The following is a 25,320-nucleotide window of genomic DNA, read 5'->3' as shown; positions in this document are numbered from 1 at the left end:
GCTTCAGGACGCCGCGACAGATCGTACGCTCCCCGGAGAGCCCCCCGCAAGCGCTACTGCGGACAGAGACCGGTAATCTTGACCGCGCTGGCGGCATACTCGCCGCCAAGCGCATAGGCGTCGGCGCAGTCGTCCGTCGCGGCCGAGTTCGTCGCGCTGCACCAGTCACCCTTCAGCACGATCTTGGCGCTCTCGTCGCGCTTGCACGTATTGGGGATCTCACCGGTGCCGTACTCTCCGATATCGCCCGAGAGCACGACGCAAAGGCTCTGATCGAGCCCGGGGATGATCACCCGATCGACCTCTTCCAGCGTGATGAACGCGGTGAGCTTGCCCCCGTTGATGAACGCAGGGGGATCGCCTTCCGGGCCGGGGAGGCAGGCCTCCATCGGATCGAGCCCCTCGCGGTTGTACCGTCCGATGCAGTTGTTGTCCGCCGACACCTTCGCGTCGGTGAGCTGCACCTGGTGCATCGGCAGGACGATCGGCTCGGCGGCCGCGTCTCCCGCGCCCGTGTCCAGGAAGATCGGGACGTTCAGGATGTCGGCCGCGCCGCTCCATGCGCCGTCGGTCAGCGGGGCGTCGAGCTCCATCGGCGCGATCTCGAACTCGCCTGCAGACGTGTTGGCGAAGCAGTAGCCCGCGCGCGGGTCGCTCGTGGGCATCGCGCCGCCGGTGCGCAGCTTGCCGGTCGCCGTGTCGAACTCGAGCAACCAGGAAAAGGTCCCGGTGCCATTCAAGTTGCACACGGGCAGATTCATCGTCAGGCCCTCGGCGACGAGGCGGGCGATAAAGCCGACCGCGAGCACGTCGGGCTTCGTGATCGTCAGCTGCGCCATCCGCAGGCCGAACTTGGTCGCGCCCTGATTGTCGTGGACGGCAATGCAGTCGGAAGCGACAGCCGTGCAGACCGGGTTCGTCGGCGAACAGTCGCCAGGAGCCCCGCCGCCGGTCCCCCCTGCCGAGCTCGAGCTCGTCTCGCCGGCGTCGTCGCCCCCGCACCCCGCCCCCGCCGCCGCGCCCATCAGCGCGGACATACCTAGTACGCAAATGGCCTTCAAAAACCGCATCTCTTGCCTCCTCTGTTGTTGCAAGGTGCGGAGTATAGGCGGCGGAAATGCGATGACCACGCGGTCGAGGTGACGCCGCACCGCGTCGCTATCGCCACATTCACGTCACGCTCCGATGAGCGCGACGCCCTGCAGAGCCCGGCGTGACGCCTAGCGGCGCTCGTAGCGGTCGCCGAGCCGGGCGCCGACGGGGAGCGCGCGCAGCAGGCGAATCATGGTCCACACCGTGCCAGCCAGCTTGCGCAGCTTCGAGGTGCCGACGCGCTCGTTGTACTCGATGGGCATCTCCACCACGCGATAGCCGCACTTCGCAGGGAAGAGCAGCGTGTCGATGGGCAACGCGTCGCCCTCACCGTCGAAATCGAACGCGCGAATCACCGAGCAGCGGTAGGCGCGCATTCCGCTGTGGACGTCAGTTGTCGGGATGCCATGCATCGCATGTGTCATGGCGGCAAAGGCGCGGTTGGCGATGTAGTTCGGGACCGGCATGGCCGCCGGCCTCGTGCGGGTGCGCGCGCAGTTCACCACGTCGGCGCCCTCCTCCTCGATGAGGCGCCTGAGCACGGGGATGTTCTCGGCCGGATAGGTGAAGTCGCAATCGAGGTAGATGAGCAGATCGCTCCGGGCGGCGGCGCTGTACATGAGGAGCTCCATGGCCGGCCCGTGGCCGCGGGGCGGCACCTGCCGGAGCACGCGCGCCCCGAGGCCGGCCGCGATCTCGGGGGTCCTGTCCCGCGTGGAGCTGTCGACGCAGAGGATCTCCGCGTCGGGCGCCGCCTTCCTGATCTCGCCGATCATGGCGCCGACGCTCTCCTCTTCATCCATGGTCAGCATGCCGACGGTGAGCCGCATCCGGCGCGGGCGCGGCGGCTTCCTGGCGACGATCACGTGCTGGAACGCGAGGAGGCCGGGCGCGCGGTCGGCGACCACGTCCTCCAGCGGGCGGACGAGCGCGTGATACGCCTTGTAGGGGAGCGAGCTGGCGAGATCGCCGGGGTCGCCTCCCGCGCCGAGGCCGCGGAGGATGAGCCCCTTGGCGGCCCGGACGAGCATCGGGTTCTGCTCGACGCGGAGCACCTCGAGCCCGGCGCGCTCGATGAGCCGGACCGCCGACGCGCGGGTGAAGAAGCGGAGGTGCGTGTCGTCCAGGATGCCGCTCGGCTCGTAGTCGAACCGGCCGGCGAGGAGGCCGAGGCGCACCGGCCAGGCCGCGACGTTGGGGAGCGAGACGATGACGTGGCCGTCCTCCTCAAGGTGGGGCAGGAAGCGGCAGAGCACGGCGAGCGGGTCGGCGGTGTGCTCGAGGACGTCGGCGAACAGGAGCAGGTCGAAGCGCCGGTCGCCGAGCGCCTCGCGCACGGCGGCGTCGCTCGTGATGTCGGCGGCGAGGACCTCGTCGAGCGCCGCGCCGGCGCGCGCGAGCGAGCCGCGCGCGATGTCGATGCCGGTCACGCGCGCGCCCGTGCGCTTGACGGCGGCGCCGTTGAGCCCGATCCCGCAGCCGACGTCGAGCACCGTCCGCGGCCGGCCGGCGACGGCGACGAGGGCCCGGTTCACCTCTTCGACCGCGTACTTGCGCCCGGCGAAGGCGTCCGGCGCGGCGCGGCGCGGCGCGCGCCGACCGGGTGCGTCCCCCTGCTCGAGAGCGCGCGGCCCGCGGTCATCGCGGCCTTCCCTGTCTTCCCCGTCTCCTCGCGCGTGGCCGGGCTCGGCGTTCACGCGCGGCTACTTAGCACGCTTCTCCCAGGCGGCGTTGAATTCGCGGATCGTCTCCTCGGTCTTCGGGTTGTGGAGCATCTTCCGCAAGATCGCGGGAGGCACGGTCACGATGTGCGCGCCGGCGTCGAGCGCCTCGTTCACGTCCATGAGGTGGCGGATCGAGCCGACGATGATCTCGGCGCCCAGCCGCTCGCGCTCGAGCCTCGCGCGCGTGCGCTCGATGACCGGGGTCGCGGCGTAGCCCATGTCGCGGATGCGCCCGCTGAAGATCGAGACGTACGCGCCGCCGGCGAGCGCCGCGAGGTACGCCTGGTTGAAGCTCATCACGCACGTGACGTTGGTGCGCACGCCGCGCTTCGCGAGGGCGTGCGTCACCTTGAGGCCGACGTCGCTGAACGGCACCTTGACGCAGATCCGCTCGGGCGCCCACGCGTGATAGCCGCGTGCCTCATCGAGCATCGCCGCCTCGTCCTCGCTCGTCAGCTCGACCGACACGGGCCCCGCCGACGCCGCGAGCACCTCGCGGATGCGCCGCTCGAGATCGACGCAACCCGCGTCGCGCGCGAGGATGAGCGGGTTCGTGGTCACGCCGGCGAGCACGCCCCAGGAGAAGAGCTCCTTGATCTCGGCCGGGTTCGAGCTGTCGAGGAAGAACATGGAGCGCTCCTGCGGGCTCGCTCGAGCCCCGGCGCGGTCTAGGCCAGTTCGATGCAATAGAGAAGGGGATAGCGAAGGGGAAGAGCGAAGGGGAAGAGCGAAGGGGAAGAGCGAAGGGGACAGCGAAGAGCAGAAGGGGAGAAGAGAGGAGGGGAGAACGAGACACCGTCCACGCTGCGCGGCGCGCCGCGCCGCCCTGCGGTGACGTTCGCGGCGCGGCCTGTGTGAACGACGTTGCAAAGACGGAGAGTCCGCGCTTCAGTTCCGGTTGTCGGAGATGTCTCTCCGATGGAACGTTTCTCCACGGCCATGCGTCGATGAGCAGCGGACGATCGTCGAGGGAACCGGTGGCACCCAGCCCGCTGCTCGCGGCTTGCTCGCCGGCGGGGCTCTACGTCGCCGCGCCTGGCGGCCAGCTCGTCGATTGCAACGACGTGCTCGCCCGGCTGCTCGGCTATGGCTCGCGGGAGGAGGCGCTCGCGGCGGCCGATCTCCACCTCGGCGGGGGCGCGGCGGGCGCGGCACCGCCGCCGGCCGGCGTGGTCGAGGGCTTCCTCACCCGCCGCGATGGATCGGCGGTCCGGGTGATGAGGACCGAGACCGTCGCGGAAGCGCGCGGCGAGCGGCTCGTTGTCGGGGCCATCGTCGATCTCTCCTCCGCGCGCTGCACCGACGATCGCCGGCGCGAGCTCTCGGAAGGGCTCGGCCAGGCGCAGAAGATGGAAGCGGTGGGGCGGCTCGCGGGCGGGATCGCCCACGACTACAACAACCTGCTCGCGATCATCCTGAACTACACGAGCCTGGTGATAGAGGAGCTCGACGAGCAGAGCCCCGTGCAGAAGGATCTCGCCGAGATCAAGCGCGCCGCGCAGCGGGCCGCGTCGCTGACGCGGCAGCTGCTCACGGTGAGCCGGCGGGGGCTCGCGCAGCCGGTCGTGCTGGATCTGCGGGACGTCGTGCGCGGCATGGACGGCGCGCTCCGCGCCGCCGTCGGCGGCAGCATCGATCTGGCGATCGCGCTCGGCCCGTCGGCCTGCCGGGTGCTGGCGGACGCGGGGCAGCTCGAGCAGGTGGTGATGAACCTCGCGCTGAACGCGCGCGACGCGATGCAAGGCGGCGGCCGGCTGTCGATCGAGACGCGCGCGGTCCGCGTCGGCGCTGCGGGGAGCCTGCGCGACGCGCACCCGGCGGTCCCGCCCGGCCGGTACGCGCGCCTCGTCGTGAGCGACACCGGCTGCGGGATGTGCGACGACGTGCGGACGCGCGCCTTCGAGCCGTTCTTCACGACGAAGCCGAGGGGGAAGGGGACCGGCCTCGGGCTCGCCACCGTGTACGGGATCGTCAAGCAGTGGCACGGCCACATCGAGCTCGCCTCCCAGCCCGGGGAGGGCACGCGCGTCGAGATCTACCTGCCGCTCGCCGCGCGCGGGGCGTCCTCGCGGCGAGCGCGCGCGGGACATCCGCGCCGCGCCGCGCCGCGCCCGGGCGAGGGAGGGACGGTGCTCGTCACCGACGACGAGGACGCGGTGGTCACGCTCGCGAGCCGGATCCTGGGGCAGAACGGCTACACGACGCTGACGGCGCGCGGGCCGCGCGAGGCGCTGCGCGTCTGCGAGGCGCAGCGCGGGCGCGTCGACCTCCTGCTCACCGACGTGCTGATGCCCGAGATGTCCGGCGGCGAGCTCGCCGCGCGCCTCGTGAAGCTCAGGCCGGACATGAAGGTGCTCTTCATGTCCGGCTACACGGGCGACGCCCTCGACGGCCCGTTCGCCGTCCGCCCGGGCGCCGCGGTGCTGGGGAAGCCCTTCACGGCCGAGTCGCTGCTCCGCGCCGTCCGCAGGGCGCTCGAGGGGGCCGCGTAGGCGGGACGTGCCGGCCTTGTTGGCTACGGCGCTTCACCTCGCTTGATGCCGTACGCGCGGATCTTCTTGTGGAGGTTCGTGCGCTCGACGCCGAGCAGAACGGCCGCGCGCGAGATGTTCCAGTCGAGGCTGGCCAGCACCTCGACGATGTAGCGGCGCTCGGACCGATCGCGGAACTCGCGGAGCGTGAGGCGAGGGCGCCCCGGCTCGTGGCGGGCCGCGCCCGCGGGCGGCTCGGCCGCGCCGGGGGCGTGGGGCGCCGCCGCGCCGTCGCCGGCGGCCCCCTGCGCGTCGTCCTCGAACGGGTTCTCGTGCGGATCTTCCGGGAGATCGGCGATCGTGACGACATCGCCCGAGAGGATCGCGGCGCGCTCGATCACGTTCTTGAGCTCGCGGACGTTGCCCGGCCAGCTCCGGCGCTCGAGCGCGGCGTAGACCACCGGATCGATGGCCTTCTGCTTGAGGCCGTTCTCGTTGCAGAACGCCGCCATGAACGCGTCGGCGAGCGCGCGCAGGTCCTCCATGCGGTCGCGCAGCGCCGGGCTCTTGATGGGGAACACGGCGAGGCGGAAGAAGAGATCCTCGCGGAAGCGCAGCGCGGCGACCTCGCGCGAGAGGTCCTTGTTCGTCGCGGCGAGCACGCGGACGTCGACGTGCCGGCTGTGCTCGCTGCCGACGCGGCAGATCTCGCCCGACTGCAGCGCGCGCAGCACCTTGGCCTGGGCGGCGAGGTCCATGTCGCCGATCTCGTCGAGGAACAGCGTGCCGCCGTGGGCCTGCTCGAAGAAGCCCCGCTTCGGCCCGCTCGCCCCGGTGAACGCGCCGCGCTCGTGGCCGAAGAGCTCGCTCTCGATGAGCTCGCGCGGGATCGCGGCGCAGTTGACCCGGACGAAGGGGCCCCGCGCCCGCGGCGACAGCCGGTGGATGGCGCGGCTGACGAGCTCCTTGCCCGTGCCGCTCTCGCCCGTGATGAGCACGCTCGCCTTCGTGGGCGCGACGCGGTCGATCTCCTTGAACAGCCGCTGCATCGCCGCGCTCTGGCCGATCATCTCGTAGCGCGCCTGCACCTGCGCCTTGAGATCCTCGACCTCTCGAGCGAGCCGTGAGTTCTGCAGCGCGTTCTTCACGCCCACGAGGACGCGCTCGCGGTTCAGCGGCTTCTCGAAGAAGTCGCTGGCGCCGAGCTTGATGGCCTTCACCGCGTCGTTGACGGTCGCGTGGCCGCTGATCACGATCACCGGGAGCTCGCGGGTGGCGTCGTCCTGGCGCACGCGCTGGAGGAGGTCGAGGCCGTTCATGCCGGGCAGGAGCAGGTCGACCAGGGCGAGGTCGACGGGGCTGTCGCCGTGCGCGAGCAGCTCCAGCGCCGCCTCGGCGCTCGGGGCCTCCGCGACCTGGTAGCCCTCGCCCTGCAGCACCAGCGCGAGGGTGCGGCGGATGTTGCGCTCGTCGTCCACCACGAGCACGGTGGGCGCGGCGGCGCCTCCGGGCGGGGCGGTGGCCGCTGGGGCGGACGGCGGAGAGGAAGCGGGCATGGGTCGACCATACCCCAGCTCAGCCGTGCGCCACGATGCGGGGAGCGAAGGAGCACAGGCCCGGCCCCGCGGCGGAAGCCCTGGCGCGCCGGCGCCGGATTGGGTACGAGGCCTGCTCGATGAGACCCTCCGCCGCTGTCCTCGCCCTCGCCGGGTGCCTCGCTGCCCTCGGAGGGCTCGTGGGCTGCGATTTCGAGCTCAACGACGGCCGCGCCGCGACCCTCACGTACACCGAGGACGCGCGCGCCGCGTACAACGAGGCGCTGGCCGCCTTCCAGGCCAAGGACTGGGAGGACGCCCGCGCCCTCTTCGGCGAGGTGAAGCGGCTCTTCCCTTACAGCCGCTACGCCCGGCTCGCCGATCTCAGGATCGCGGACCTCGATTTCGAGCAGGGAAAGTACCCGGAGGCGATCTCGGAGTACCGCGCGTTCATCCAGGAGCACCGGACGGATCGGAACGTCGAGTACGCGAAGTACCGGATGGCGAAGGCGCTCTACCTGGACATCGACGACACGGTGTTCCTGCCGCCGGCCGAGGAGCGCGATCAGGCGACCACGCTCGAGGCCTACAAGGAGATCCGGACGTTCCTCCGGCAGTACCCGCGCAGCCGGTACCGCGAGGACGCGGCCTACATGCTCGAGGTCGTGACGGGGCGGCTCGTGCGCCACGAGCTCTACGTCGCGCGCTACTACCTCAAGGAAGACGCGTTCGACGCGGCCCTCGCCCGGATCGACTACGCGCTGCGGACCTTCCCGGGCTCCGGGCTCGACCCGGAGGCGCTCGTCCTCAAGGGCGAGACGCTCCTCAAGATGAAGAAGTCCGACGAGGCGCGCGCCGTGTTCGAGTCGGTCATCCGGGACTGGGGCGGCCCGTTCGCCGTGACCGCGCGCCGGTTCCTCGACGAGATGGGCGGGCCGCGCGGCACGCCTGCCAAGAAGGCGGCGTCGGGCCGCGCCCCCGCGGGGCCGCAGCTGTGACGCAGGCCGTCGGACGGCCGTCCTCCGGCGCGCGCTACGTGCTGGAGCAGGCCGACGCCGGAGATGCGCAAGGGGAGTTCGTGTACCGGGGCGTCGTGCGGCTCCCGGACGCGGACGTCCCGGTCGAGGTGCGGGTCGCCGAGGCGACCGGCGCGGCCTCGGCGACGGTGGACGCCGCGGCCGTCCCGCACGGCGGGCCGCATCCCGAGGAGCTCTCCAGGACGGCGGCGGCCCTCGTCCGGAGCGCGACCAAGTCAGCGGACGCCCATGCGCGGCGGCCGCCGCGGAAGATCGTTCGCTGGCGCGGCTAGGCGGAGGCGGCGGGGGCACGCGCCGCGGTCCGGGCGCCTGGCGCCTCGGGCGACTGGCGCGCCCAGGGCCGTCGTCTCCCGGCCGGGAGCCATGCTAAAAGCGTCCCACCATGTCCGAGAAAGTACCGATGACGCCCGAGGGACAAGCGCGGCTCCGCGAAGAGATGCGACGGCTGAAAGAGATCGACCTGCCGCAGGTCGTCAAGGACATCGGGACGGCCCGGGAGCACGGCGATCTCTCCGAGAACGCCGAGTACCACGCCGCCAAGGAGCGGCAGGGCATGATCGTCGCCCGCATCAGCTACCTCGAGCAGACGCTCTCGCGCGCCGAGGTGATCGATCCGTCGAAGCTGAGCGGCAGCAAGGTCCAGTTCGGCGCCAAGGTCAAGCTCGCGAACGTGGACACGGACGAGGAGCAGAGCTTCCAGATCGTCGGGCCCGAGGAGGCCGATCTCAAGGTCGGGCGCATCTCCATCGCCTCGCCGCTCGCGCGCGCGCTGCTCGGCCATGAGGTCGGCGAGGAGGTCCGCGTGAACATGCCCGCCGGGCCGCGCACGTACGAGATCCTCGAAGTCTCCTACGCATGACCGAGCGCAACGGGGCCGCTCCGATGCGCCCGCGGGGCCATGGGGGCGCCAGCCGGCCTCCCGGGGGGCCCGCGCCCTCCGGGCGGCCCCTCCCGGGGAGCCGGCCTGACACGACGGCTGCCGGGGAGGGGATCGCCGGCGTCGTGCCTGGGTCGGCCGGCCACCGGGCCCCGGCGGCGCCGCGCCCGCAGGCCGGGCCGGCGCGCCCGTCCACGCCGGCGCCCGCGCCGAGCCGCGCCACGTTCCCGAGCGGGAACTCCGACGCGCCTCCGAGGAAGCTGGAGACGGAGATCGGGTGGCGCATGGCGGACGCCTACCTCGCGATCGCGGCGCTCGCGCTCGCCGAGCTCCTCGTCGTCGGCGTGTGGCGGTGGCGAGAGCTCCTCGGGCCCTACGAGCTCGGCCGCGCCCTGCGCGACCTCCTGCCGCTCGCGCTCTCGGCCGCGGCGCCATGCGCCGCCGTCCTCGGCGCGGTGCTCGAGATCGTCATGCGCGCCGAGCGCAAGGCGTTCCGCGCCGCGGCCGCGCTGATCGCGGGCGCGTTCGGCGGCGCGGTGGCCTTCGGGGTCTCGACGGGGCGCATGCTCGAGGGCGGCCGGCGCGCGCCCTTCATCGCGGCGCTCGCGCTCGTCGCCGCCGCGGCGACGTTCGCTGCGGCGCCGCGCGCCGCGCGCGCCCTGAAGCGAGCGCGCGCCGCGGCCGCCGGCAGGTGGCTCCTCCTCGCGGCGATCTGCGCGATCGTCCTGCTCGAGGTCGCGAACGTGCGCGTCCTGCCGCGCCTCTACGCCGCCTTCCACCTGGGGCTCGCGGCGCTCACCCTCGCGGCGGCGACCTTCGCGACGCCGGCGCTGCCCGCGCGCGCGGCGCGCCTGGAGGACGCGCACGGGCGGCGCTCGCCCAGGCTGGTGCGCGCGGCGCTCGCGCTCGTCCTCTTCGCGTTCGGCGCGGCGCTCGCGCCCGGCGCCGCGGACAGGCTCGCGCTGGCGGACAACATCCGGCTGATCTACGCGACGCACGGCCCGCTGCTCGGCCACGTGGTCGAGCTCGCCGCCGTGCTGTCGCCGCCCGAGCCGCTCGACGCCGCGCCGCTCGACGAGCGCGCGAGCGGGCACGCCATCGATCTACGGGGGCGCGACGTCGTGCTGATCAGCGTCGACGCCCTGCGCGCCGACCACGTGGGGGCGTACGGCTACGACAGGAAGATCACCCCGAACCTCGATCGCCTCGCGGCCGAGGGCGTGCGCTTCGACGCGGCGTACACGCCGACGCCGCACACGTCGTACGCGGTGTCGTCGCTCATGACGGGCAAATACATCCGCCCGCTCGTGCTGCAAGGGCTCGGGGACGACTCCGAGACCTTCGCGCAGCACCTCCGCCGCTACGGCTACAAGACGGCGGGCTTCTACCCGCCGGCGGTGTTCTTCATCGACGGCGAGCGCTTCGGCGCGCTGCGCGACCGGGCGCTCGACTTCGAGTACCGGAAGGTCGAGTTCGCGAGCGCAGAGCTCCGGCTGGAGCAGGTGCGGAGCTACCTCGCCGGGCTCGGGCCGGAGCAGCGCGCGTTCATGTGGGTGCACCTCTTCGAGCCGCACGAGCCGTACGAGGCGCACCCGGAGCACCCGCTCGGCGACCGCGACATCGACCGCTACGACGCGGAGATCGCCGTGGCGGACGCGGGGGTGGGCGCGATCGTGGACGAGGTCCGCAAGGGGCGCCCTGACGCCGTCGTGATCGTCACGGCCGATCACGGCGAGGAGTTCGGCGAGCACGGCGGTCGCTACCACGGCACGACCGTGTACGAGGAGCAGGCGCGCGTGCCGCTCGTCGTGAGCGCGCCCGGCCTGCTCTCGCCGCGCGTGGTCCGGGCGCCGGTGCAGCTCGTCGATCTCCTGCCGACGGTGCTCGCGGGGCTCGGCATCCCGAGGCCGGCGCGCGTGCGCGGCGCGGACCTCGGGCCGCTGCTCGCCTCCGGCGACGAGGCGGTGGAGCAGGGCACGGCGGCCCCGCCGGGCGGGCCGCCCTCGCTCCCGGGCTTCGCGTTCGCCGAGACGGACGCGCAGACGCTGCTCGCCAAGGGCACGCTGCGGCTCGTCTGCGCGCGCAAGATCGGCGCGTGCGCGCTCTACGACGTGGCGGTCGATCCGCGCCAGCAGGAGGACATCTCCGCGCTGCGCCCTGCGGAGCTCGGCGCGATGCGGTCGGAGCTGCGCGCGGTCGAGGCGTCGCACGGGCGTTACGAGGTCCGCGGCCTCCGGCAGGAGGGCAAGGGCTGGCCCGACGCGCTCCGCCGCGGCATCGCGGGCGACGCCGACGCGGTCGTCGAGGTCGCGGCGCTGCTCGACGACGCGGACGTGGCCATCCGGCGCAAGGCGGGCGAGGTGCTGTTCGATCTGCGCCGCTCCGAGGCGGCGCCCTCGCTGCGCCTCGCGCTCGTGCGCGACGAGGACGACGAGGTGCGGCGCTGGGCGGCGCTGACCCTCACGCGGCTCGGCGAGGGCGCGCCGCTCACGCGCGATCTCGTCGTCGATCCCGATCGCAAGTGGCGGCGCCTCGCGGCGCTCGCGCTGGCGGAGTCGGGCGATCGCCGCGGCGACGACGTGCTCGTGGCGTGGCTGCGGCAGGTGGTCCGCGGCGCCGAGCAGGACGGCGGCGCCGACGCGGGCGAGGTGACCTCGTTCGAGCGGGCGCGCGAGATCGTGGACGCGCTCGCCAAGATCCGGGTGAAGGCGGCGCTGCCGCCGCTCATCGCGGCGCTCGGCGACGTGCGGCTCCGCCCGTACGCCGCGGCCGCGCTCGCGGCGATCGGCGAGGACGCCGCGCGGCCGGCGCTCGCGGAGCGGCTGAGCCAGGAGCCGTACCAGACCGCGCGGGTCGCGATCGCGGAGGCCCTTGTGAAGCTCGGCGCCGGCCCCGAGCTCCGGGCGCCGCTCCTGCGCATGCTCGGCACGCCCGATCCGCTGCCGGGGGGGCTCGGGCTCGCGCTCCGGGCCGACATCCTCGACCTGCTCGGCGGGCCGCGCGAGCGCGATCTCGGCCGCCTGCGCCGCTTCGCGAAGAGCGGGGTGGGCCTCGGCGTCGTGATCCCGAAGGCCGGCAACGGCAAGGGCGTGCGCGTCCTCTGCCGCGCGCGGACCGACGACGGCCGCCCGGGCGAGGTGCGGTTCGGCAGGCCCACGCGTAGCTGGCGCCCGCCGAAGCGGGACGGCGCGTCGCTCGTCCCGGCCAGCGCGCCGGAGCTCGATCCGGAGCGCGCGGTCACGCTCGCGATCCCGCCGGGGAGCGAGCCGACCGAGGCGTTCGCGACGCTGCCGCCCGCGGCGGGCGCGAAGGCCGGCAATTACGGCGATTTCGTGGTGTACGCGACCCAGAACGTCGAGGTGTCCGCGTGCGCGGTCGTCCCGCTCAGCGACGAGATCCCGCCCCCGCCGCCTGCGCCCTGGTCGCCCGAGGAGGCCGGGGCGCCGCCGCGCTCGGACGACGAAGCGCCCGCCGCTCACCGGCCAGATTGACGCCGCAGGCCGCGAGACTAGAGTCCGCCGCGTGTCGGACAAGGACCGAGAGCAGGCCGAAGAGAAATCCGCGCGGAGCGACGGCGATGTCGTCACGCGGAGCGATGGCGACGAGGACGGGGCCGCGGAGGCGGCCCCGGCGAGGCCGCCGCGCGGCGCTCCGGTGAAGGACGCCGGCGGCGACGGCGGCGACGGCGGCGACGGCGAGGCCGCGCAGCGCGTGGCCGATGCGCTCGGCGTCGGCGAGGCGGACGAGGCTCCCGCGCCGGAGGCGGCGGGCGAAGAGGCGGCCGAGGCGGTGCCGAACCGCGCGGCCCGCCGCCGCGACGAGGCCACGGCGCGCCGTCGCAAGAAGAAGGCGACCGGCGAGGAGCTGCCCAAGGACAAGAACGCCCGCGCGAAGGAGCTGCTCGCTCGACGCAGGGAGCAGGCCGAGGGGCGCCGCCCGGTCCAGCTGCTGCCGGGCGAGATGGTCGAGGACGCGCTCAGCCGGATGAGCAGCGGCGCTGGCCGGTGGATCAAGACGAACTTCCACATCGTCCAGTGGGGCGTGCTGGCGGCGTTCGTCGCGACCGGCGGCGTGCTGTTCTACCTGTCGCGGGCCGAGAAGAAGGACGCCGTCTCTTCGTCGGCGCTCGTCGCGGCCGTCGCCGCGGACCGGGGCAGGGTGCTCGCCGAGGACACGCGCAGCGAGGAGGAGAAGGAGCTCGACGTCACGAGGACCTTCAAGACCGCGGACGAGCGGTCGGCCACCGCGCTCGCCGAGTACAACAAGGTCATCGACGAGCACGCAGGCACCGGGGCGGCGACGCTGGCGAAGCTCGGGCAGGCCGGGGTGCTGCTCGACAAGAAGGACTACGCGCACGCGCTGGACGCGTACAGCGTCGTGGTCTCGTCGCCGCTGGCCGGGGCCGATCCCGACGTGAAGGGGCGCGCCATCGAGGGCATCGCCTTCGCCCGAGAGGGCAAGGGGGATCTCGACGGCGCGCTCGCGTCGTTCAAGGAGCTCGAGGCGATCGACATGAAGGGCTACAAGGAGCTCGCGCTGTACCACCAGGCGCGGCTCCAGCTGGCCAAGGGCGACACCGACAAGGCGAAGCAGCTGCTCAAGAGCGCGCACGAGAAGCTCCAGGCGCCGTCGGCGGAGGGCCGCCCGTTCCAGTTCCTCGAGGCGGTCGTCGAGGAGATGCTGCGCAAGATCGATCCGGCCGCCGTGCCGCCCCGCGCCGCGTTCGGCGGTCCGAAGGGCCAGTCGATGACGCCGGAGGAGATCGAGCAGCTGCTCCGCCGGGCGCGTGAGAACGCGGAGAAGAAGGCGGGCGATGCGCCGCACTAGCCGCGCAGCGGGCGTCGCGCTCGTCTGGCTGGGGCTCGCGCCGCTGAGCGGCTGCGGCAACCTGGGCGTCGCTGCGGCGCCCGATGCGCCGCTCTGGCTGCACCACCCGGGCGGCGCCCTCGGCATCACCATGCGCCGCGAGCTCACCGCCGAGACGCGCAAGGTCGGCGAGGCCTACGAGCGCGGCCGCCCCGAGATCGACGTGGCGCACCGGCGCGTCTTCGTCGGATCGAGCGATCACGGGCTGTACGCGCTGCGCGCGGACACGAGCGACGTCCTCTGGCGCTTCGAGACGCTCGGCCCGGTGCAGTGCGAGCCGCTCTACGACGCCGCGTCGGACACGGTCTATTTCGGCTCGGACGATGGCGCGCTCTACAAGGTGCGCGCGTCCGACGGCGCGCTGCTCTACCGCTTCATGACCAACGCGAGGGTCGCGCGGCGGCCGGTGTTGCGCGACGGCGTGCTCTACGTGACGAACTCGAACGACACGCTGATCGCGCTCGACGCGGCGACGGGGGCGATGCGCTGGCACCAGCACAGGACGCCGGCGGGCGGGATGGAGATCTCCGGACACGCGGGGCCGGCGCTCGGCCGGGACAAGGTCTACACCGCGTTCTCGGACGGGGTCGTGATGGCCTACGACCTCAAGGACGGGTCCGAGCAGTGGGCGCTCGTCGACCTGGCTGCCGAGGCCGAGCAGAGCGCGGGCGGCCAGACGCCGAAGTACCTCGACACGGACACCACGCCGGTCCTCGGGAAGATCGCCTCGGGCGATGTGGTCTTCGTGGCGGGGTATGCGGGCGGGGTCTTCGCGCTCGACGCCGAGAACGGGACCCGGGCCTGGATGAACGAGGCGGCGGTCGGCGTGACCGAGCTTCTCCTGTGGGAGCAGCCTGCGCACCAGCCTCGGAGCGGAGGCGGTCCGATCGTGCCCGCGCGGAAGGTGCTGCTTGCGTCCTCCGGCATGACCGGCCTGTGGGCGCTCGATCCGGAGGATGGCCGCACGATCTGGCGCCGGGACCTGCCTGACGGCGGCATCTCGGCCCCCGTGCCGTTCTCGGGGGCGCTGCTGGTGACGACCACGCGCTACGGGATCTTCCTGTTCTCTCCGCTGGACGGGGCCGTGATCGACGGCATCGAGACCGGCGGCGGCATCGCGATGACGCCCGCGGCGTACGGCCGGCGTGCGTTCGTCCTGACGAACGGCGGCTCGCTGCTGAGCCTCGACGTCGAGACGCCCCCGATTCCGAAGGGCTGAACACACGCACAGACCGAGGCGCGGCGGCTCGCTGCTGGCGGGCCGAAGGGCGCGCAGGGCGTTGCGGACGACGCCTTGAGGCGCGTTGCGGGGCTCCGGCGTGGTGCCTCCGGCCAGGTCTCGTGGCGGGCAGAGCCAGCCGACCGACCCAGGTTGCGTCAGCGGACGGGTGGGGTGCGGCGAACCCAGGTTGCCGCGGGCGAGGCCGACCGACCCGGGTTGCGGCGGGCGAGGCCGACGGCCGACCGACCCAGGTTGCGGCGACGGCGACCGACCCGGGTTGCGGCGGGCGAGGCCGACGGCCGACCGACCCAGGTTGCGGCGACGGCGAGGCCGACCGACCCAGGTTGCGGCCCGATCGGCCTTCAGGTGCATGAATTTACTCGTGGAATCGAGCCGATCTCCCCTGCCCGCCGCACCGGCCTTGGATCGCATAAGAAACATTATGTCAACTCGAGCGCCTGGCCGGGTTTCCGGGCCTCATGACTGGCCCCGAGCGCAGCCAGGCGCACCCCGGCCAAGCGGTCGCACGCCCTGAACCGCGCCCCATCGACGGGCCCCCGCGCCCGGCCCGCGACGGCCCCGAGCGAACGGCCCGCCGGGCTCAGCGCTCGGCGCCCACGTCGCCCTCGTCCAGCGCTTCAGGACGTTGCGGCGGAATCGCCGCCCACAGGACGACCTCGCCGGCTCGGGTCAGCGGGCTCCCGGAGGCCTCCTGCTCGCTCCACCACGCGCGGACCTTCGCCGGCGCGCCCTCGCCGAGCGGCTCGAAGCCCTTCTTCTCGTAGAAAGCCTGGGCCCAGCTGGCCCTCTCCCTGGAGCGCACCACGACCTGCTCCATGCCGAGCTCGCGCGCTCGATCCCGGAGCTCCGCGAGCAGCCGCGTCCCGATGCCGCATCGCTGGTGGTCCGGGTGCACCGAGAGCTCCTCCAGGACTGCGACCCCAGGCGCCTCGTCGCGCCACGCCACGTAGCCGGCCACCTCGTCGTCCGCCTCCGCCACGCGCACGTCGTGCCGCCGCGTCAGCGCGGCGAGATCGGCGAGCGTCCGCGCCTCGATCTCCGCCGCCCCGGGGCCAGCCTCGCGGTGCATCTCCGTACAGGCCTGCTCCAGCGCCACGAGCGCCGGCAGCTGGGCCTCCTGCAGTCCTGTCACGCGGATCCGTTCCGGGGCTGTCCGTTCGTCATGCATCCCGCGAGGCTACCGTCGATGCGCGGGATGCCCCACTTCTTGCCGAACGTGTCCCCGCGGCGCCGCGGCAGCTCAGCTGCGCAGCTGGAGCAGCCGCGCGATCGTCTCGCCGTCCCCGGGGCTCAGCGGGACGAGGATCCCGAGCGCTGCGCCCCGGGGCGGAGCGTTCCTTCCGTCCATCGGGACGAGCCGGAGCTCCCCGGCGCTCGATATGCCGATCACCGCGATCCGCAGCGCCGGCAGCGGCTCGATCTGCGACGCGGGCAGCCGCGGCGGCGGCGCCTGCCATTCCCCTTCGTACGGCGGATCGTTCCACGACGAGTGCTCCGACGAGGCCCCACGATCGTCCGAGGGGGCTCCCTGCGACCAGGACGCCGCCTCCTCCGCGCCCTGGCCCTGCATCGCGCCCGAGGGCTCCCTCGCCAAGGTCGGATCTCCGTGCCGATCCGCAGAGGCGATGCCGGCGTCGGCTTCATCCGGCTCGGCCTCGGTCCAGTCGCCGCGGTCGTCGGACGCGTGGCCCTCCTCCGGTGCGGCGGCGGGCGGCTTGCCGTCGCCCGCCAGCTGCTCCAGGACGAGCATCGGCGTCTCCTCGTCCAGATCCTCGATCCGGAGCTCCATCAGCACCCGCTGCTCCTGCGGGGTCAGGGCGCGGCGCGCGGTGCCCTCCTCGTCCGTGCTCGGCCAGAGGCCCGGGCGCCGCTCTGTCGCCTCTTGCGAAGAGCCCGCGCCGAGCGGGACCGCCGGCCGCCGCGCCAACGCCGCGGCCATGGCCGTCGGCGTCGGCACCGTCGCGCGCTGATCCGCCGGAGGATCCGCGTCGGCCGGCAGCTGCTCCCCGCTGGCGCTCTCGCGCGCGGCGTCCGACGCGCCCTGCCCCGGCTCCTGGCCAGCGAGCGCACCCGCGGCCGGGAGCTTGACCGCCGGGACCTCTTCGGTCACCGCGGTGGTCGACGACACCCTCCCGTGGGGCGACGCCGCGAAGCCGGTGATCGCTCGCGCGTTCGCCGGAACGGCGCGGCCAGGCGATCCGGCCGTCGAGGCGGCCGCACCCGGCGGGGCGCCGGTCTTCGTCGCCGCGGCAGGGCGCGCCGGGAGCCCTGCCGCGTGGCTTGGCGTGCGCGCCGCGGGCGACAGCTGGGTCGGGGTCACCTCGCGCAGGGCCGCTGCGTTCACCGGCGCGGGGGCGCGCCCCGGCACCACCGACGCCGGCCTGCCCAGCCCCGCCGGGGGCCTGGGCACGGCGCTGTCGCGGAACGTCGCCGCCGCGGACGTGATCGGCCCTGCCGGCACATCGCCGGCAGGCGCGCGGACCGAAGGCGCCCGCATCGCGGCGGGCGGCGCGCTCGTGCCCGCGCCGCCGCGCTCGGCTCGTCCTGCCTCCACGCCCGGCGGATGCGACGGTCGCGCCAGCGCCCCCGGCGAGCTCGGCCTGGGCGGCGCCGCGCTCGCCGTCGCGGGAGGCGGAGGCGCGCCGGACGCCTTGGGAGGCGCGCTCGCGGCCGCAGTCGGCGGCGCGCTCGCGGTCGTGGGCTGCGAGGCCGTGGCCGTATCCGCCTCGGGCGCCGCGATCTTCTGCGCCACCTCCGCGGCGGCCTTGAAGAGCTCGAGGGCGCGCAGGTCGGCGTTGGCATCCGAGGCCTGCTCCGCGGCGCGGCGCAGCCACCTCAGGGCCTCGTCGCGTTCGCCGCGCCCCCACAGCGCGGTCGCGGTCGACAGCGCCCAGTGCACGTCTTCGTTGTCTTCGTCGTGCGGCGGCGGGATCGGGCGCAAATTGGCTTCCATGAGGCCTCGTCGAGCAGGTCGCTCACCGTGTATCACGACTCCAGCGCCCGCGTCTTCAACGCGAGCTGGCGCACTTTTCGCACCTTTACGCGCACTTTTACACGCGTCTTTACACGCGTCTTTACACGCAACGAATCATTCCCTTTCGCCGCGCTCGGTTCCCATCGGTTCGCATCGGTTCCGATCTCCGCGCGCGCCACATCGAGCGCCCTGGCGGCGCTCGCCGCGTCCTCTCTTCGGGCCGCGCTCGCCTACCCTCTGCTGCGATGCGTCCCTCCGAGGCGCCTTCGCCCCCGAGCTTGAGGTCCGTATCCGCTTCGTGGCACCCTGGCTTTGCGGGACCTCCTTCGTGACGTGCAGGCGCGATGGCGCTGCGTCGCTCCGGCAGACGTCGAGGCTACGGGCCTCCACGAACGTAACGGTGGCACTCGAGCCCTACCCCTCCAAACTCCGCCTCCCCATCTAGTAGGACCACCGCGTGCAGATCCTGTCGGACCTCAAGCCTGGAGACACGCTGGGCCGCTACGAGCTCCTCATGCCGGTCGCCCGTGGAGGGATGGCGGCCGTCTGGGCGGCGCGCCTCGTGGGATCCCGCGGCTTCCAGAAGATCGTCGCCATCAAGACGATGCTGCCGGAGTTCGGCGACGACCCGGCCTTCGAGGCGATGTTCCTCGACGAGGCGCGGCTCGCGTCCCGCATCCGGCACCCCCACGCGGTCGAGATCGTCGAGCTCGGCGACGAGAACGGCGTGCTCTACATCGTGATGGAGTGGGTCGACGGCGACACGATCGCCACGCTGAACAAGCAGGTGAAATCGACCGGGGGCGTCGGCGTCCCCCTGCCGATCCTCCTGCGCATCGCCTCGAGCATCTGCGCCGGCCTGCACGCCGCGCACGAGCTGCGCGACGACGAGGGCAGGCTCGTCGACCTCGTGCACCGCGACATCTCCCCGCAGAACGTGATGGTGTCGTTCGACGGCATCGTGAAGATCGTCGACTTCGGCGTCGCCAAGGCCACGGGCCGCCTGCACGAGACGCACGTCGCCGGCCAGCTCAAGGGCAAGATCCCGTACCTCTCGCCGGAGCAGCTCACGTCGGGCAAGGTCGACCGACGCGCCGACATCTTCTCGCTCGGGGTCCTCCTCTACACGACCCTCAGCGGCTACCACCCGTTCCGCGGCAAGACGGACGCGAAGACGATGGAGAACATCATTCGCTTCGCCCCCGTCCCCATCCGCGAGCTCGTGCCGGACGTCCCCTTCGATCTCGAGCTGGCGATCGAGCGCGCCCTGGCCAAGGATCCGGCGGACCGCTGGAGCGACTGCGCGTCGTTCCAGCGAACGCTCGACCAGATCGCGATCTCTCTCGGCACCCCGGTCACGGAGGGCGACGTCGGCCGCTTCGTCCGCGAGACGCTCGGGGACGCCGTCGCCGAGCGCCGGAAGAAGCTCGCGACGGCGATCCAGCTCGCGGACAGCCGCTTGTCGTCGCGGGGGGAGCTCCGCTCCACGTCCGGGCGGCGAGGCGAGCCGCGCAGCAGCAAGCGGCCGCCCGCCGGGAACACGCCGCTGCCGGCCACGTTCGCCGGCATCCTGCCCGTCTCTCTCGACGAGCCGCCGCCCAAGTCCTCCTTCCCGCCGCCCTCCAGCCGCAAGCTGCCGGTCAAGTCCGCGCCTCCGGCCCTGATGACGCCGGCGCTCCGCCGGCGGCGGCGGTGGCCCCGCCGCATCTTCCTGGCCCTGGTCGTGGTCCTGCTGCTCGTCTCGGGGGCGGCGCTCGCCGCCCGCGCGGGCCTCCTGCCCGTGCCCGGCGAGGTCCACGACGCCCTTCGCGACGTGCGCGCGCTCCTTCGCGGCGCGCGCGAGCTGCTCCGCGGCGTCCTCGAGCGGCTGAGCGCGCTCCTGGCAGACTAGCGCGGACTAGCTCCGCGCGGCCGTCACTTGATGCCGGCGGACGGCTCCGGCAGGCAGACGCCGAGCGCGCAGAGCAGCAGGTTGACGTCGCCTGCGGCGCAGTACACCTGCCGCGCGCAGTAGTCGTCGTAACCGCAGAGCTGATGGCAGGACGCCTCGTTCCCGAGCGCCCCGGTGAACGTCATGCAGGACCAGCCGCTCGACAGCCAGAGCCCCTCGGGCCGCTTCGTGTCGAAGAGGCACGCGTCGGCGCGCGTCTCCGGGTCGAACACCTCCGCGGTGCAGGCGTCGCCTCCGGACAGCTTGCCCCGCGCGGCGGACATCGTGTTGAGCAGGTAGGTCACGTCGCACGCCTGATCCGAGGCCGAGTCCCGCGCGATCCGGGCGCGCAGCTCGTCCTTCCTCGCCGCGTACGATCGGACCGCGCGGATCGCGCCCGTGACCTGGTTGTTCCCGCCGTCGGGCTTCGTCCCCTCGGCGAGCGCCGCCAGCACCTTCTCGACCAGCTGCTCCGTCTCCGGATCGGCCCCTGCGGAGCCGTCCTTCGCGTAGCCGAGCCGGATGGTCGAGGGCGGCGTGCGCGACGTGCACGGCTTCGCGTGCGCCCAGAGCTCCTCGCTCACGATGGGCGGCCGCTTCGTGAGCGGCTGCTTGCAGACGCCCACCGATCCGGGAGGCAGCGAGCCGGAGGCCCGCGGCGTCGGCTGCCCAGGACCTTCGTTGACGTACTCGGTCGACGCGCAACCCGCGGCGCCCGCGGTGACGGACAGCGCGAGCAGCCAGCCCACCGAGAGAGCTGCGACGCAGCGATGCGGAGCGTTTCCCACGGCCGCACGGTAGCAGAGCCGGCGCGCGAGCAGAAATTCTCGCACCGAGGCGCGCCTCGGCCGGCGGCCGCCGCTCGATGCATCCCGCCGCCCCTGCCCCGCCGAGCGCCTCCGCCGGAGCCGCCCGCGGCCGGGAGGAGGGCTCCTCCCGGCGCGCGGCATCCCCGCGGCGGCCTCCGCCGCCGGGCAGCTCGGGGCCTCACAGGCCGAGGCTCGACTGCGCGATCAGGTCGTCGACCACGGCGTGGAAGCTCTTCGTCCGGGCGTAGACCGCGAGCTGGCGATCGGCGCTCGTCCCTTCGTGGAGGATCCTCCGGACCCGCTCGAGCTCGCCCTGCGACCCGAAGATCTCCGCCGACTCCTGCACGAACTCGAGGAGCTCGCCGACGAGGTGGCGGACGGGGACCTGCTCCTGCTTCCCGAAGTCGATGAGCTGCCCGTCGAGGCCGTAGCGCACGGCGCGCCACTTGTTCTCCTCGATGAGCTCCTGCCGGTACTCGCGGAACCCGAGGTTGCGCCGGTAGAGGAGGTAGAGCTTGCCCATGACCGCCTGGACGAGCGCGGCCAGCGCCACGGTGTCGTCGAGGCGCGTGGTCATGTCGCAGATCCTCACCTCGACCGTGTCGAAGAACGGGTGCGGGCGGACGTCCCACCAGATCTTCTTCGCGTTGTCGATGCAGCCCGTCTTCACGAGCAGATCGACGAAGCGCTGGAAGTGGCCGTACGACTCGAAGAGCCCCGGGATCCCGGTGCGCGGGAAGCGCTTGAAGATCTCGCTGCGCGTGCTCTTCAGCCCCGAGGGGCGGCCGAGCCAGAACGGAGAGCTCGTGGAGAGCGCGAGGATGTGCGGCAGGAAGTAGCGGACCTGGTTCGCGAGGGCCATCGCCACCTCGCGGTCCTTGACGCCGACGTGGACGTGCAGCCCGAAGATGAGGTTGGCGCGGGCGACGTCCTGCAGGTCCTCCACGATGCACCGGTAGCGCTCGCCGTCGGTGATGTCCTGCTGCTTCCAGTCGCTGAACGGGTGCGTCCCGGCCGCGACGATCCGCATCCCCCCTCGCCGCGCGAGCGTGTTCAGGCTGCCGCGCAGCTCGACGAGCTCTCCCCTCGCCTGCCGGATGTCCCGGCAGACGCCGGTGCCCGTCTCCACGACCGACTGGTGCATCTCGGGGCGGGCCCGGCCGCGCAGCCGCTCGTGGCCCGGCCCCCCCTCGAGCAGCTGGCTCACGTACGACCGCAGCTCGCGCGTCTCCGCGTCGACGATCTGGAACTCCTCCTCGATGCCCAGCGTGAACTGGCCGTCGAGGAGCCCCTCGACGGCGGTCATGACGAGGCCCCGAGCCGGACCTTGCCCACGGAGGGCCGGACGAGCCTCGACCACGCGTAGCCGTCCCGCGTCCGCCGGTCGCCTCTCGAGCACTCCACGGCGAGCGAGACCATCCAGTCGACGGCGATGTTGAAGTACCGCTCCCGCAGGTGCTCGATGTGCATGTCCGGCGCCGGGTTCGTGAAATCGATCGCGTACGGCACGCCGTCGCGGATCGCGAACTCGATCGAGTTCATGTCGTAGCCGAGCGCCTGGTTGATCTTGATCGCGTCCTCGATGACGCGGTCGTGCAGCGCCTTCGGGAGCCACCGCTCGTCCTCGTGCTGCACGTAGCAGCCGCGGAGCCCCGTGGGGCCGATCGCCCTGGGGTCGTACTGGATCGGGAGGATGCGATCCTTCCCGACGCAGATGCAGCGGACGTAGTCGTCGAAGTCGATGAACTCCTGCAGGGTCATGACGTTCTGCCCCGAGGCGTTGTAGGCGGCGAGCAGCTCCTCCTGGCTCCGCACCACCGACACGTCCTTCCACCCCCCGCCGTCCGCGGGCTTGAGGATGGCCGGGAAGCGCACGTAGTCGATGATCGCCTCCCAGTTGAGCGGATACTCGAGGTTGCGGAGGCTGCGCTCCTTGACGATCGCCGGGATGTAGTCGCGCTGGGGCAGCATGACGGTGCGCGGCGTCGCGACGCCGATCTGCGACGCCAGCGAGTAGCCGAAGAACTTGTCGTCCGCGCTCCACCAGAACGGGTCGTTGATCACGAACGCCCCGCCGAGCGCGGCGGCCTTCAGGTAGAAGCGGTAGTGCTTCACCTCCTGGCTAATGCGGTCGATGAGCACCCGGTACGGGCTCTCGAACCGCTCGGGCGTCCCGCCGAGCTTCGCGATCTCCGCCCGGACGCCCGGCACCTTGTTGCACCTCTCGAGGAAGGCCTGGGGGAACGACTGTTCCCAGCCGACGAGGATGCCGATCTTCTCCGCCATACGTTGCTTGCTCCTCCACTCCGCTTACGCGCGGCTGGCGCCGCTGACGCACAGCGTAGCGCGGACACATGGGAATTTTGCGCTGGAAGTGTGTCGATGAGTCAGGTTGCCACACGGTCCAGCAGCTCTGTTCGCGCGCCCGCCTGGCGCGTTCGTGATGGCGCTTGCAACCGCGGCAAACGAGCGACGCGGACGCGAACGAACGCGGACGCGGATCGCGAGGGTGGCGGCGGGGCCGGTGCGGGCGCGTGTGGTGGCGGCGCGCGGCGCGCGGCGAAAGCCACGGAGATCCAGGGGCAGGCGCGGGCTCGATCAGCCAGGGACGGAGGCCGCGAGAAATAAATCTTGACGGACTCCGCTCGGCGAGTACAGTCGCGCACCTCTCCGACGGGGCGGGTAGCTCAGCGGCAGAGCGTCGGCCTTACAAGCCGATGGTCGCAGGTTCGACCCCTGTCCCGCCCACTTCCTGGGTTTAGGGGCCTGGGTGATCCGTAGTGATGTCAGTCTGGGGTGGTAGTTAAGTTGGTTATAACGCCGGCCTGTCACGCCGGAGGCCGCGGGTTCGAGTCCCGTCCACCCCGCCAGCTTTCTTCCCTGTCATCTGAGTCGATGCTCGCCTGAGCCTCCCTCGGTTGGCCTGCATCGCTCGGTGCAGGCCAGGCGAGGAGGTCTGGCACGTGGCGAGCTTGCTCATGGGAAGCAAAGCCGAGCCGGCTCGGCGCTCGCCGAGCGGTCGTATCCCTGACGTCTGGGGTGGTAGTTAAGTTGGTTATAACGCCGGCCTGTCACGCCGGAGGCCGCGGGTTCGAGTCCCGTCCACCCCGCCAACGCTTCTTGAATCTCCGCCGCGCCGCCGTCCGCCGTCGCACTTCTGACAGGCCGGGCGCTTCAGGCGTGGCGCGCGCGGCGTTGCGCCTCAGTCGTCGCGCTGCGAGAGCGTGAGCAGCGCCTTGACCTTCGCGTACGAGATGTAGGGGTTGTCCTCGGCGCCCCCGAGATCGTCGGCGTCCTCGCCCGCGCCCTGGGCCCGCACCGGGATCCAGAGATAATCCGGGTGGAGCTCCTTGCCGTTGATCCCGTTCACGATCGAGGGGTTCTTGATCCACTCGCCGCCCAGGATGGTGAGGTTCTCGTCGAGCTCGAGCACGTAGTGCAGCTCCGACACGGAGAGCGGGACGGTGCGCTGCTCGGGCGGCGTGAGCAGCGTCTCGCCGGTGACCGAATCGGAGATCATCCAGAAGCGCGCGGCGACGCGGACGAAGCGCGTCGCGCCCGGGTTGAACCTGTAATTGTAGCAGTCGGCGCCCGCATACGCGCCGCCGCACAGGAGCCGCGCGGCCTGCCGGACGTCCACCTCCTCGATGACATCGATCGAGAACTGCTTGACGGGGAAGCTCCACACCTCGACGTCCCAGGTGTGGTCGACGACGAACATGAGCTTCTGTCGCTGGGTCGAGTCGCCGTGGAGCGGCTTGGCTCCGACCCCGAGCAGCCCGGTCATGGCCACGTGCATCGTGGCCGGGTTCAGGTCGCGGCAGGCGGGGTCGATGGGCCTGCCGTAGACGTCGCGCATCGTCCGATCCGCCCGCGTCTCGCAGCGGCGCCCCGCGAAGGTCACCGAGTCGCTGAAGTAGAGCTCGCTCATCAGCGCCTCGATGTCCGCCATGCGGAACAGGACGCAGCCGGTCTCCGCCGCGGCGCACTCGGTCACCTTCGCGCCGGAGAGCTTCACCCGGACGTCGCGGCGCGGCCCGGCCCCCTCGGCGGCGACGTAGGCCGACCACCCGTTGCAGTGCCCCCACCAGTACTCCGGGTAGACACCCTGGTAGAGCCCGTGATGCTGTAGCTCCCAGCGCGTGGCCGGGCCGGCCACGACCACCGTCGGCTGGATATAGGGAGGATTGCGCAGGTAGGGAGGCCTCCTCAGGTCGTCCATGCTCCACGAGGCGATGGCCCCGAGCGTCTCCATCTGCCCCGAGTGGAACAGGACATCGTATTTCTCGACGGGAGAGATGTTGTCCGGGTCGGAGATCCGGTCGGAGTAGTTCTTGTTGGTCGAGTTCCAGCGATCGGCGATGCCGTTCTGCCGCTGCGGCCACCAGTTCGAGGCGAACGCGGTCGACTGCGCCTCGCCTTCCCGGAGCGTCGAGTTGAGCTGGAGCAGGGAGCCCCGGAGCTCGGGGTGCAGGAGCGAGGGCTGGTTGGCGCTGTCGAGCGCCTCGCGGCCGTCGGTTCGAGGGATGAGGAGCTGGTGCGCGCCGCCGAGGATCTGGCCGGTCTCGGGCGAGAAGCCGAGCACATACGGCAGCTCTCCGCCTTCCATGAAGCGGAAGGTCGAGACGTTCAGGCTGCTCGCCGCGGCGGCGACGCTCTCTCCCGGCGCCGGGTCGAGCTCCACGCAGCCCTGAACCAGGAGCACCGAGCTCACGACGCTCGCCCTCATCCACGTCTTCATCGCCGAACCCCCCGGAGACCG

18 protein-coding genes and 3 tRNA genes are annotated in these 25,320 nt (G+C 72.5%); 11 read left to right on the top strand and 10 right to left on the bottom strand.

The genetic code is table 11. The features are described 5' to 3' along the window. Positions 1-53: 53 nt before the first annotated feature. The 3 genes from WMF27_RS18015 to WMF27_RS18005 all read right to left on the bottom strand — a co-directional run bounded on the left by WMF27_RS18015 (position 54) and on the right by WMF27_RS18005 (position 3,446). Positions 54-1,070 carry a hypothetical protein gene (locus WMF27_RS18015; RefSeq protein ID WP_437767648.1) on the bottom strand — a complete coding sequence of 339 codons (1,017 nt, stop codon included), beginning with the start codon at positions 1,068-1,070 and terminating at the stop codon, positions 54-56. A 150-nt stretch (positions 1,071-1,220) separates the two neighbouring features. Then, complete coding sequence (locus tag WMF27_RS18010; RefSeq protein WP_437767649.1) at positions 1,221-2,789, bottom strand: methyltransferase domain-containing protein; 1,569 nt, start codon at positions 2,787-2,789, stop codon at positions 1,221-1,223. A 6-nt stretch (positions 2,790-2,795) separates the two neighbouring features. Beyond that, positions 2,796-3,446: a transaldolase family protein gene (locus tag WMF27_RS18005; RefSeq protein ID WP_437747098.1), complete on the bottom strand. Its 651-nt coding sequence runs from the start codon at positions 3,444-3,446 to the stop codon at positions 2,796-2,798. A gap of 347 nt (positions 3,447-3,793) precedes the next feature. Between WMF27_RS18005 and WMF27_RS18000 the strand changes: the two genes are divergently transcribed. Beyond that, entirely contained in the window at positions 3,794-5,308 is a 1,515-nt protein-coding gene (locus WMF27_RS18000) for an ATP-binding protein (RefSeq protein WP_437767650.1), read from the top strand. Between the two features lie 23 nt (positions 5,309-5,331). On the opposite strand, the gene WMF27_RS17995 is transcribed toward WMF27_RS18000, so the two are convergent. After that, on the bottom strand, positions 5,332-6,843 hold the full coding sequence (locus tag WMF27_RS17995; RefSeq protein ID WP_437767651.1) for a sigma-54-dependent transcriptional regulator: 1,512 nt from the start codon (positions 6,841-6,843) through the stop codon (positions 5,332-5,334). Between the two features lie 119 nt (positions 6,844-6,962). Between WMF27_RS17995 and WMF27_RS17990 the strand changes: the two genes are divergently transcribed. From WMF27_RS17990 to WMF27_RS17965, 6 genes are all read left to right on the top strand, one after another. Next, positions 6,963-7,820 (top strand): outer membrane protein assembly factor BamD, encoded by an 858-nt coding sequence (locus tag WMF27_RS17990; protein WP_437767652.1) that lies wholly within the window; start codon positions 6,963-6,965, stop codon positions 7,818-7,820. Beyond that, positions 7,817-8,131: a hypothetical protein gene (locus tag WMF27_RS17985; protein ID WP_437767653.1), complete on the top strand. Its 315-nt coding sequence runs from the start codon at positions 7,817-7,819 to the stop codon at positions 8,129-8,131. The genes WMF27_RS17990 and WMF27_RS17985 overlap by 4 nt, the downstream gene beginning before the upstream one ends. 110 nt (positions 8,132-8,241) lie before the next feature. After that, positions 8,242-8,718 carry a transcription elongation factor GreA gene (greA, locus tag WMF27_RS17980; RefSeq protein WP_012236225.1) on the top strand — a complete coding sequence of 159 codons (477 nt, stop codon included), beginning with the start codon at positions 8,242-8,244 and terminating at the stop codon, positions 8,716-8,718. Between the two features lie 143 nt (positions 8,719-8,861). Continuing rightward, a complete protein-coding gene (locus WMF27_RS17975) occupies positions 8,862-12,227 on the top strand; it encodes a sulfatase-like hydrolase/transferase (RefSeq protein WP_437767654.1) in 3,366 nt (1,121 codons plus the stop codon). A 31-nt stretch (positions 12,228-12,258) separates the two neighbouring features. Beyond that, a complete protein-coding gene (locus WMF27_RS17970) occupies positions 12,259-13,563 on the top strand; it encodes a hypothetical protein (RefSeq protein ID WP_437767655.1) in 1,305 nt (434 codons plus the stop codon). Beyond that, positions 13,550-14,821, top strand: coding sequence for an outer membrane protein assembly factor BamB family protein (locus tag WMF27_RS17965; protein ID WP_437767656.1), 1,272 nt, complete (start codon positions 13,550-13,552; stop codon positions 14,819-14,821). Before WMF27_RS17970 ends, WMF27_RS17965 begins: the two co-directional genes overlap by 14 nt. Positions 14,822-15,425: 604 nt before the next feature. Here the strand turns inward: WMF27_RS17965 and WMF27_RS17960 are convergent. Together WMF27_RS17960 and WMF27_RS17955 are read right to left on the bottom strand one after the other, a co-directional pair. Beyond that, positions 15,426-15,977 (bottom strand): GNAT family N-acetyltransferase, encoded by a 552-nt coding sequence (locus tag WMF27_RS17960; RefSeq protein WP_437767657.1) that lies wholly within the window; start codon positions 15,975-15,977, stop codon positions 15,426-15,428. Between the two features lie 108 nt (positions 15,978-16,085). Continuing rightward, positions 16,086-17,798, bottom strand: coding sequence for a hypothetical protein (locus WMF27_RS17955; RefSeq protein WP_437767658.1), 1,713 nt, complete (start codon positions 17,796-17,798; stop codon positions 16,086-16,088). Between the two features lie 478 nt (positions 17,799-18,276). Between WMF27_RS17955 and WMF27_RS17950 the strand changes: the two genes are divergently transcribed. Beyond that, on the top strand, positions 18,277-19,710 hold the full coding sequence (locus tag WMF27_RS17950; protein WP_437767659.1) for a protein kinase domain-containing protein: 1,434 nt from the start codon (positions 18,277-18,279) through the stop codon (positions 19,708-19,710). Between the two features lie 23 nt (positions 19,711-19,733). On the opposite strand, the gene WMF27_RS17945 is transcribed toward WMF27_RS17950, so the two are convergent. The 3 genes from WMF27_RS17945 to WMF27_RS17935 all read right to left on the bottom strand — a co-directional run bounded on the left by WMF27_RS17945 (position 19,734) and on the right by WMF27_RS17935 (position 22,844). Next, positions 19,734-20,537 (bottom strand): hypothetical protein, encoded by an 804-nt coding sequence (locus WMF27_RS17945; RefSeq protein ID WP_231864919.1) that lies wholly within the window; start codon positions 20,535-20,537, stop codon positions 19,734-19,736. A 199-nt stretch (positions 20,538-20,736) separates the two neighbouring features. Then, a complete protein-coding gene (locus tag WMF27_RS17940) occupies positions 20,737-21,864 on the bottom strand; it encodes a carboxylate-amine ligase (protein WP_437767660.1) in 1,128 nt (375 codons plus the stop codon). Beyond that, complete coding sequence (locus WMF27_RS17935) at positions 21,861-22,844, bottom strand: ATP-grasp domain-containing protein (protein ID WP_437767661.1); 984 nt, start codon at positions 22,842-22,844, stop codon at positions 21,861-21,863. The genes WMF27_RS17940 and WMF27_RS17935 overlap by 4 nt, the downstream gene beginning before the upstream one ends. A 390-nt stretch (positions 22,845-23,234) precedes the next feature. Here WMF27_RS17935 and WMF27_RS17930 point away from each other — a divergent pair. The 3 genes from WMF27_RS17930 to WMF27_RS17920 all read left to right on the top strand — a co-directional run bounded on the left by WMF27_RS17930 (position 23,235) and on the right by WMF27_RS17920 (position 23,671). Next, a tRNA-Val gene (locus WMF27_RS17930) sits at positions 23,235-23,306 on the top strand. 45 nt (positions 23,307-23,351) lie between these two features. Then, positions 23,352-23,428: transfer RNA gene (locus WMF27_RS17925), tRNA-Asp, on the top strand. A gap of 166 nt (positions 23,429-23,594) precedes the next feature. Beyond that, positions 23,595-23,671, top strand: a tRNA-Asp gene (locus WMF27_RS17920). Between the two features lie 89 nt (positions 23,672-23,760). On the opposite strand, the gene WMF27_RS17915 is transcribed toward WMF27_RS17920, so the two are convergent. After that, a complete protein-coding gene (locus tag WMF27_RS17915; protein WP_437767662.1) occupies positions 23,761-25,299 on the bottom strand; it encodes a hypothetical protein in 1,539 nt (512 codons plus the stop codon). Positions 25,300-25,320 lie beyond the last annotated feature (21 nt).

This window comes from Sorangium sp. So ce281, from assembly GCF_051527395.1.
GTDB lineage: Bacteria > Myxococcota_A > Polyangia > Polyangiales > Polyangiaceae > Sorangium > Sorangium cellulosum_B.
The sequence above is the reverse complement of the archived record's forward strand: the minus strand, read 5'-3'. Positions and strand labels throughout refer to the sequence as shown.